At 32.9% G+C, this 9,631-nt stretch carries 8 protein-coding genes; 3 read left to right on the forward strand and 5 right to left on the reverse strand.

Going from position 1 to position 9,631, the window contains the following annotated elements:
- The first annotated feature begins 132 nt into the window (after window positions 1–132).
- The 3 genes from CKF59_RS05860 (at window position 133) to CKF59_RS05870 (ending at window position 2,351) form a co-directional block, all read left to right on the forward strand.
- Window positions 133–417 carry a hypothetical protein gene (locus CKF59_RS05860; protein WP_119535024.1) on the forward strand — a complete coding sequence of 95 codons (285 nt, stop codon included), beginning with the start codon at window positions 133–135 and terminating at the stop codon, window positions 415–417.
- 318 nt (window positions 418–735) lie between these two features.
- Entirely contained in the window at window positions 736–1,374 is a 639-nt protein-coding gene (locus CKF59_RS05865) for a hypothetical protein (RefSeq protein WP_119535025.1), read from the forward strand.
- 224 nt (window positions 1,375–1,598) lie between these two features.
- Window positions 1,599–2,351 carry a hypothetical protein gene (locus tag CKF59_RS05870; protein WP_119535026.1) on the forward strand — a complete coding sequence of 251 codons (753 nt, stop codon included), beginning with the start codon at window positions 1,599–1,601 and terminating at the stop codon, window positions 2,349–2,351.
- Window positions 2,352–2,445: 94 nt separating this feature from the next.
- On the opposite strand, the gene CKF59_RS05875 is transcribed toward CKF59_RS05870, so the two are convergent.
- The 5 genes from CKF59_RS05875 to ileS all read right to left on the reverse strand — a co-directional run bounded on the left by CKF59_RS05875 (window position 2,446) and on the right by ileS (window position 9,140).
- The gene (locus CKF59_RS05875) at window positions 2,446–3,282 is read right to left on the reverse strand and encodes a tRNA threonylcarbamoyladenosine dehydratase (RefSeq protein ID WP_119535030.1); all 837 of its coding nucleotides are present in this window, start codon (window positions 3,280–3,282) and stop codon (window positions 2,446–2,448) included.
- Between the two features lie 5 nt (window positions 3,283–3,287).
- Window positions 3,288–4,001 carry a thioredoxin domain-containing protein gene (locus CKF59_RS05880; protein WP_119535027.1) on the reverse strand — a complete coding sequence of 238 codons (714 nt, stop codon included), beginning with the start codon at window positions 3,999–4,001 and terminating at the stop codon, window positions 3,288–3,290.
- A 56-nt stretch (window positions 4,002–4,057) separates the two neighbouring features.
- Complete coding sequence (gene gorA / locus CKF59_RS05885; RefSeq protein ID WP_119535028.1) at window positions 4,058–5,452, reverse strand: glutathione-disulfide reductase; 1,395 nt, start codon at window positions 5,450–5,452, stop codon at window positions 4,058–4,060.
- A gap of 40 nt (window positions 5,453–5,492) precedes the next feature.
- Window positions 5,493–6,167 carry a thymidine kinase gene (locus CKF59_RS05890; protein ID WP_119535029.1) on the reverse strand — a complete coding sequence of 225 codons (675 nt, stop codon included), beginning with the start codon at window positions 6,165–6,167 and terminating at the stop codon, window positions 5,493–5,495.
- A 141-nt stretch (window positions 6,168–6,308) separates the two neighbouring features.
- Entirely contained in the window at window positions 6,309–9,140 is a 2,832-nt protein-coding gene (gene ileS, locus CKF59_RS05895; protein ID WP_119535031.1) for an isoleucine--tRNA ligase, read from the reverse strand.
- Between the last annotated feature and the right edge of the window lie 491 nt (window positions 9,141–9,631).

A 9,631-nucleotide genomic window follows, 5' to 3' on the forward strand; every position in this document is an offset into this window, starting at 1 on the left:
TAAAAACAGAGTTTGAAAAAGTAAAGCCTGCTAAAAAGAGGTCTTAGTAGATATATAAATTCACAAATAATCTTAAATAAAAAAATCTAAAATAACCTCACTTCTAATTATCCAAAAGTAAGGAATAAAAATATGAGTAATTCTGTAGTAAAAGCTCCACTGCATTATTTTCAAGATAAAGTAAGTAAAATCAAGCATGAGTTAAAGGAATTAGAAAATGAAGTAAATGAAGATTTCGATCGTGAAGTCAAATTTGCTTTAGCTGAGTATGAAAGTTTAAGAGCTAAATATTTAGAATTAGTTTTTAAATATCAACCGAATAGAATCGATTTAATCCAAAATGAAACCGAACTTGATCTTGAAAATGCTGATCTTAGACAAGAGTTTCTAAAATTACAAAACTCGTATAAAAGTTAATTACTGCAACTACGAGTACAAGAAAAAGAAATCGAACAAAGAAAAGAGAATAATAATTTAGAAGTTTTAAAGCTTCTTGCTAAATATCAATTACCTAATAATAGTCATGATAAATTAAAACAGTCTATTCAGGAGATAGAATCTAAAAAGCAACAGACGTATAAACAGTGTGTAGGAGCATGTATTAAAGGTTGCATTTTTGGAGCGTTTATTGCAGGAGTTTTCTGGGGAAGTTTAACCTTTTTTAGTAATTATTTCTAATCAAATAAATAAGAAATTTTGGTTAGGTGTTATATATAGATTAGTGAAGTATAAGCTATGAATAGTGATTTATTTAGTAGTGAATCTCGTCTTGCAGAGAAAATAGAAAACCTCGTAAAGAAGCAGTATGATTTGCGTTTAGAAATTATGGATAGTGAGCAGCTTGGAGAAGATAATCCTGAAACTGAGCAACTACTTGATAATTTATTAGAAATCAAAGATAAAGCAACAACTTTAATTGAAGATAAGAATGATCTAATTTTTGGATATACTTTAGGAATTGGGAAGAAGTATATGCAAGTTAGACAAAATTACCTAGACCTTGCACAGAAAGCAGAACCTAATAATGCTCAAACTTATGCTCAAGAAACTGAGATTAATATTAAGTCTGCACAAATGCTTTTATCTTATCGAGAAAAAATAGTCGAATTGCAAGAGCTAGAAAAACTAGTTAAAGCAGAAAAAGAATTACAAGATATAGATTCAGAAAATAATACTAAGATTATTGAAGTTTTAGAAGAAAAAGGTTTTCATTATAACGATAGTAAAGTTTTTGAAGATGAACTCCAAACATTAGTAAAAAATCGTAAATCAAATAGTGGTTTATATCAAGTAATTACTTTCTTAGTTGCATTCTTTGTTGTTCTTGCTCTTGGTATTAGATACATTTTTGAAGTAGAAGGTATAAGCTTTTAGTCTGTATAAAAGTTAATATTTCTATGAGAACTATATTAGCTTTAGTTAAGCAGTGTTTTGATTGATTTTCTTCTTAGAGATCGTATTGAAATACAAATAAGCAGGGATAAAACTAATTAACTAAAAACTATAGCTACCAAAGCTTCAAAGCAAGATATTTTGAATTTAATCGATTTAGGGTTGTATAGGTTTTTAAAATTTATATAACGTAAGGTGATTTTTATATGAAGTTTTCTGTAAAATTACTTTCATTTCTAGCCTCTATTCTTATATTTCCTGTAAGTTTAAAGGTTCAAGCTTCTAATATTAATTTTACGCCTACAGAAGCTACAGTATATATTAGAGCTAGTTTTGAAGATAATAAAGGTATTTGGCATAATTTACAAGAAGCTGTACTTTATGATATTAAAAATGATTATGCAAAAAGACAGCTGGTAGAATATGCTAATCTTGTAAATTATTTCTCTTGGGCATTTGCACATTATTCTAAGCCACGAGTAGTTAATGGACGTTATGTAATTCCTCAGTTAAATGAGTTTTTTACATTAGTAGAAGCATGTACGGTATATATAGGTTCGGTAAAAGAGGGGTTATATATTGATCCTTGTAAATCATTTATCGCTTTTGCCTCTTTATACAATAACGATCCTAATTCATTAGCAACTTCTGTATTTAGTATCGAGTATGCAGTAGCTCAAGATGATCCTCAACAAGTTGTAGACTTAGCGAAAAAGAAAAAGATTTTTAATGCTTTAGTTAAAAATTGGTATCTAACTGATGACAAAGTTTTATTAGATAACTATTTAACTTTTAAACCTAGCTTTAGTTGGAATGCCAATGATGTAACTGACTCGAGTTTAAGACAAAGTGTTTTAGTGTGGAAAAGCTTTTTTGATGTAAATCTTGTTAAAGAAAAACCTGATGCTCCAGCAAGTAAAGGTAAGTCAAGTAATAAAGGAAATAAATCTGCTACTTAGTCTTGAAGATTTTTTTGCAAAATTGTTTGGCAATAAAAATTTAGTAAAAATTTACCCTTAAAGTAAAAACCTAGGAATTTCCTAGGTTTTTGCTTTAAGGGTTTTTCTTAATTAATTCTAAAATTTTAGCTACCGCAAAATTAGCAAAGGTTGCAGTAACTACAGTTGCCGAGCCATAACCATTATTACAGTTAAGACTTTGTAGATCACAAGCTTGCTTGTCTTCAGGTAAACTCATTTGTTCACTAGAGTAAACTGTAGGAACATTAAATTTTTTATCTTTAAATCTGTCTCTGTAACCAAATTCTCTACGTAAACGATTTCTTACGTTAGCAATTAGAGGATCTTGTGAAGTTTGAGTTAAATCCGCAAGGCTAATTTTGCTCGGATCATACTTACCACCCGCAGCTCCACAGACTACCAGTTTATATTTATTGCGACGGCAAAAGTTAATTAAATTAGCTTTAACTTCAGCATTATCAATAGCATCAATAACATAAACATTTGGTTGTTGAATTTGAGGTTCTGCAGTTAAACCTTGAGCTGTAAAAGGATGAGGACAAATAATCTCAGCCATATTTTCAAAGGCAAGAAATTTATCTATGATTTTTACATCAAGATTTGGGTTTATATCTTTACATCTTTGAGCTAAAACTTCAGTTTTATCATCACCTTTAGTTGAATGTAATGCAGGTAGTTGACGGTTAATATTAGAAATACAAATATCATCAGCATCAACTAATACTAGTGATCCTATCCCACTACGAGCTAAACTTTCAACCGCCCAAGAACCAACTCCGCCAACACCAATGATAATAACTTGGCTTTGAGCAAAAGTTCCTAAAGCATTTATCCCATATAAAGAAGCTATACCTTTAAAAGAACGCCAGTATAAAGGATTAAAGTCTTCTTCTTGATATTTGATAAGCATTTTTGTCATTGTTGATTTATAAAGTAATTAAAGGTTTGCATAGCACTATTATAATCGCTATAACCATGTAAAATTCTTAAGCCATTACTTAGAAAAACTACGGGGTAAGAATCTATTTTAAAATCCTTAAAAAGTTTATCCGTAGTATCTAATATAGCTATACGTTGATTCGAAGTTTTTATTTGTGCTACAGGTTGAGCAAGATAAGTGAATCTTTTTTCTGCAGGTTGTTCGAGAATATAATTTATTTTCTCTGCTTCTTGAGGCTTATTATAGTTAATTAACGGAACAAAAGTTAAGGAAATACCTTGTTCTTGGAATTTTCTGGCATCTGCAATTAAATTATGACAGTATCTACAATTTATATTAAAAATCACATAAGCATGAATTTTTTCATTCTTTGCGGTTAAATTAATAAATTGTGCTTTATGAGGAGAGATTTTATCAATTAAGATACGATCTAAAGTATTGTAAACAAGGTTACTTTGAGTATCTTTAGTAAATACGGGACCGGTAGTAAAATAATTTGAATTGCCGAAGAAAGTAACAGTTATATCTTCAAAAATCACCACCTTGATATTAGTATCTTCATAAACAAGGTTGTAAGGCGTAAAATTTGCTCGTTCAAGAATTTTTTGTTGCTCTCCAGTTAAAGCCGCATAACTACTTAAGGGAAATAGCAAACATAGAATAAGAGGAAAAAATTTTTTAAATTTCATAAAGTATAGACTATAAAAGGTAGACTAGGTCTACCCTTTATTTTAACTTAATTTTATTAACGCATGGTTACAAATTCTTCAGATCCCGTAGGGTGAATAGCTACCGTATTATCAAAGTCTGCTTTAGTTGCTCCCATTTGCATTGCTACCGCAAAACCTTGAATCATTTCATCAACGCCATAGCCAATACCGTGTAAACCAATTACTTTTTCGTTTTCACCTTGAACAACGAGTTTCATGAAGATTTTTTCTGGATGAGAAGTAACTGCAGTTAACATCGAAGTAAATTTACTACTGTAAACTTTAATGCCATTTGGATTAGTTTGAGGATCAAAAGCACCAAATTTTTCTAATGCTGTTTTTTCACACATGCCTACTGTCCCTATTGCAGGGTGACTAAAGATTACCGTAGGGATATATGAATCCTTATTGAAGTGTAATCCCTCTTTATGGTTGTAAAGTCTTTCGGCAAGCATACGGCCTGTTTTAATTGCTACTGGAGTTAGGGCTGGAGCATTGGTAGCATCACCGATAGCTAAAATATTCGGAACACTGGTTTCACTAAGGTCATTAGTAATGATAAAGCCTTCACTATCAGTTATTACTCCAACTTCATCAAGATTTAACCCAGCTAGATTTGGTTCACGTCCTATAGCCCAAACAAGAAACTCAGAATCTAAATTCCCATGATTGGTAACGAGACGAGTTTGTCCATTGTCTAGTTGCTCAACTTTAGTAAACTCACTGTTACCTAGGTGTTTTAATCCTTGAAGTTTAAAGTTTTCTAAGAGTTCATCTGTAATATCTTTATCTGCCCAACGTAATGGACGATCACCTCTAGTTACAAGAGTAGTATCTACGCCAAATGAATTTAAAACTCCTGCTAATTCTACAGCAATATAGCCAGCACCAACAATGACCGCACTTTTTGGTAATTCAGTTAAAGCAAAAAAGTCGTCAGAGGTTTTACCAAGTTTTGCCCCTTCAATATTTGGAATCACTGCCTTACCGCCTGGAGCAAGTAAGATTCTCTCTGCTGTATAGTTAGTTGTAGTTTGTTCTGGTGACACTACTTTTACCGTATGAGCATCAACAAGACTTCCCCATCCTGTAATGAGAGTTACTGCATTTTTAGTAAAAGTTGTATTATAAGAGTTATGAATGCGAGAAATATAAGCTTCTCTTGCTTCTACTAGTTGAGCAAAGTTAATTGCATTTACTGAGGTTTGAAAACCATAATCTGCACTTAAAGTCTTAATTTGTGATAAGAGATTTGCTCCATTCCATAGTACTTTTTTTGGTACACAACCCACATTTACACAAGTACCACCTAAAGCTTTACCTTCAATCACTGCTACCTTAGCTCCGTGCATAGCTGCACGATTAGCAGTAGCGATACCGCCACTACCCCCGCCAATAACTAGAAGATCAAAATCATATTTTGTTGTCATAAATCTATCCTAATATAGTTTATTGTTGTTTGTTTTTTATTTATTTTTTTGAAAAATCGTGATAAGCTGCATAGCCGAGTTCTCCCGATTCTAAAGCCTGCTTATGTAGTTTACGTGATACTGCGACATAAACATTGTTACCACCAATTTGGACTTTTTCTCCTGAGCTTTGTGGTTTGCCATTTTCATCTAGGCGTAGAACAAAAGTTGCTTTTTTACCGGTAGCACAAATAGTTTTTAATTCTATAATTTCGTCAGCCCAAGCAAGAAGCCAAGCGGATCCTGCAAAAGGCTCACCTAAAAAATCGGTACGAATCCCGTAGCAGAGAACCGGAATATTTTGATAATCAACTATGTCAGAAAGTTGTTTTACTTGTTCGGCTGTCAGGAATTGAGCTTCGTCAATTAAGATTGCTCCTATAGGTCTATTGCTCCCATCATTGTTTTTTAGGGGAAGTTCTTGCTCAGTAATTTGTTTGATCGCTTCGATCATATTGGTATCAGGAGCAAAAGGATGAGCTTTTTCTTTAATTCCTAGTCTCGAAGTTATAAATAACTCTTTATTAGTTAACTCTCCATTTGCATCACGATTATCTGCATGAAAGTTAAAGAGAATGGTATTAAATCCTCTTTCTTTATAGTTATGCGAAGCTTGTAAAAGGTTAGTGCTTTTACCAGCATTCATAGTTGAATAATAGAAAAATAGTTTTGCCATAGTGAGTTAATCTAATCCATTTTTAAGTTTTACCGCTATAAATTATACAATAAATGTCAAGCGTAATAAAGAAAAGCAAAAAGAGGCAGGAATATTCCCACCTCTTTTTTACTTTTCGAATATTGTTTAATTAAATTTATTTTATGCAAAGTGACGAACTTCGCCTTCACCTTCAAGGTTATCAACACATCTTGCACATAATTGTGGATGATTAGCGTTAGAACCAACAGAAGAGGTAAAGTGCCAACAACGGTCACATTTAGGAGCATCAACTTTAGCTGCTTCAACGTAGAATTTATCAGCTTTAACTGGAGCTTGTGATAAATCTTTTACTTCTAGTTTAGATACTAAGAATACGTATTTTGCTTCTTCACCTAAAGTATTTAAAGCTTGAACTAATTCTTTAGCTTCAGGAGAAACATATAAAGTAACTTGTGCTTCTAAAGAAGAACCTATAGTTTTATCTTTACGTAAAGCTTCTAAAGCTACGTTTGCTTGATCACGTACTTGAAGTAATTCTTTCCAAGCATTGTCGCTTACTGCAGTATCATTAGCTACAAGTTTATCGAAGTGATATGCTGTAAATACATATTTATCACGATTACCTGGTAAGTGTTCCCAAGCTTCTTGAGCGGTAAAGCTAAGAATTGGAGCCATCCATCTTACTAAAGCTTCAGCTACATAGTACATTGCAGTTTGTGCAGAACGTCTTGCTAAACTATCTTCTTTTAAGGTATAGATACGGTCTTTAACTGTATCTAAGTAGAAAGAACCTAGATCAACAGAACAGAATTGCATTAAAGTTTTTACGATTAAATGTAATTCATATTTTTCGTAGTTAGCACGTACTTGTTCTTGGTAAGCTTTAGCTAAAGAAACAATGTATCTATCTACAGATAACATTTGTTCAAATGGTACAGCATGTTTTTCAGGATCAAAACCATTTAAGTTAGCTAATAAGAAACGTGTAGTATTACGAATACGACGGTATTGGTCAACTGAACGTTTTAAGATCTCATCAGAAACACGGATATCACTAGTGTAGTCAGTTTGTGCTACCCATAAACGTAAGATATCAGCACCATATTTTTCGTTAACTTCTTGAGGAACGATTACGTTTCCTAAAGATTTAGACATTTTTTGTCCATTACCGTCAACGATGAAACCGTGAGTTAATACTTCTTTATAAGGAGCTTTTTGAGTAACACCTGCACCGATACAGATAGAAGACATGAACCAACCACGATGTTGGTCAGAGCCTTCTAGGTACATGTTAGTGATATTACCTTTGTATTCAGGGCGTAATTTTACAACTGTTTGGCTAGTTGCTCCAGAGTCAAACCATACATCTAAAGTATCTTTAGCTTTAGTGTATTTATTTGCATCTTCAGCACCAAGAAGCTCTTCGTTACTCACATCCCACCAAGCTTGAATACCATCTTTTTCAACAAGTTTTGCAACTTTTTCGATGATTTCTAAAGTTTGTGGGTGAAGTTCACCTGTTTCTTTATTTGTAAATACAGGAATTGGTACACCCCAAGTACGTTGACGAGAGATACACCAGTCAGGACGACCACTCACCATGTTTTCGATACGAGGTTGACCCCATGCTGGAATCCATTTTACTTGTTTGATTTCATCAAGTACATTTTGACGTAAACCAGCTACATCCATACCGATGAACCATTGTGGAGTTGCACGGTAAACTACTGGAGTTTTGTGACGCCAACAATGTGGGTATGAGTGTTGAATTGAAGTTTTGAATACTAAGCGACCAGCGTAAGCTAACTCTTTAATTACTGGAACATTAGCATCGAAAATTTTCATACCTGCAAATTTAGGAACATCAGCTTTAAACTCAGAATCATCATTGATGATGTTAGCTAAACCGATACCATATTTTTTACAAACCTCAAAGTCTTCAAGACCGTTATCTGGTGCGGTATGAACTAAACCTGTACCCGCATCTAAACCAACGTGATCACCAAGGATAAATGGTACATCATGTGAGAATAATGGGTGAACAAAAGTTAATAATTCTAAATCTTTACCTAATACCGGATGTCCAACTACTTCATATGAGCTAAATTTACAAGCTGTAGCTACAGTTTCTACTAATTCCTTAGCTAAAACAAAGTATGCTGGTTCTGCAAAATATTGATTGCCGTCAACTGTTGCTTTCACTAATACATATTCGAACTCTGCATTTAATGAAATTGCACGGTTACCTGGAATTGTCCAAGGAGTTGTCGTCCAGATCATTGCAAACGTAGGTGCATTGGTATCTGTAACGCCAAATTTTTCATTAACAGCTTTAGCATCTTTAGCAGCAAAAGCTACATAGATTGATTCTGATTTTTTATCACGATATTCAACCTCAGCTTCTGCAAGAGCTGAAGCACATTCCACACACCAGTAAACTGGTTTGTGACCTTTAAACATGTGTCCGTTTTTCACTAGGTTTCCTAGGGTACGGATAATCTCTGCTTCAGTATCAAAGTTCATGGTTAAGTATGGGTTTTCCCAATCACCAAGAACACCAAGACGTTTAAAATCTGCTCTTTGTAAATCTACTTGTTCTAACGCATATTCACGACATTTTTGACGGAATTCTTTTGCGTCTACATTTACGCCTGGTTTACCTACTAAACCTTCAACTTTTAATTCAATTGGTAAACCATGACAGTCCCAACCAGGGATGTAAGGTGAATCGTAACCTTCAATTGTTTTTGCTTTAATAATAATATCTTTAAGAATTTTATTTAGGGCGTGACCTAAGTGAATCGTACCATTAGCATATGGAGGACCATCATGTAAAATATACATAGGACGGTTTTCACGTGCTTTACGAATTTGTTGGTATAGCTCATCTTTATACCATTGTTCTAACATTTGCGGTTCACGTTTTGGCAATTCACCGCGCATTGGGAAATCTGTTTGTGGCAGATTTAAATTGTAGTTATTTTCGCTCATAATTTTTTTAATTTTTATAAATTCAAAATTAAAGATATTAATAAAATAAAATCTTTGTGTGGTTACGTTTAACACTAAAGCTATAAATTTTTTAGCAAACAAATTAGTGATTAATAAAACTTAAGCAAATTTTGTCTGTAAAAATCTTTAAGGCATTAGTATTTTATACCTTGCACAAAGACATTGAATGGATACGTTTTGGTTGGTAAGTTTTCTTCTTTGTTTAATATTACCATAAAAATATTATATTTGCCAAGCATGAAAACAATATTTTTCAAGTTATTTAAAAAATAAAATAAGGACGCAAAAAACGTCCTTATTTTTAAGAATTTTATTTTTGTCCACTTACACGTAACTGATTCCAGTATTTATTATAAATCTCTAGAGTTTTATTATCTAAATCAGCGTTAAAAGTAGATTTCTCAAATACCCATTCAGGTGGGAAAAGAATATTTGAATTTTGCCACTCTAATGGTAATAAATCTTTAATT

The sequence above is a fragment of the Psittacicella gerlachiana genome (assembly GCF_003585965.1).
Classification (GTDB): Bacteria; Pseudomonadota; Gammaproteobacteria; order Enterobacterales; family Psittacicellaceae; genus Psittacicella; species Psittacicella gerlachiana.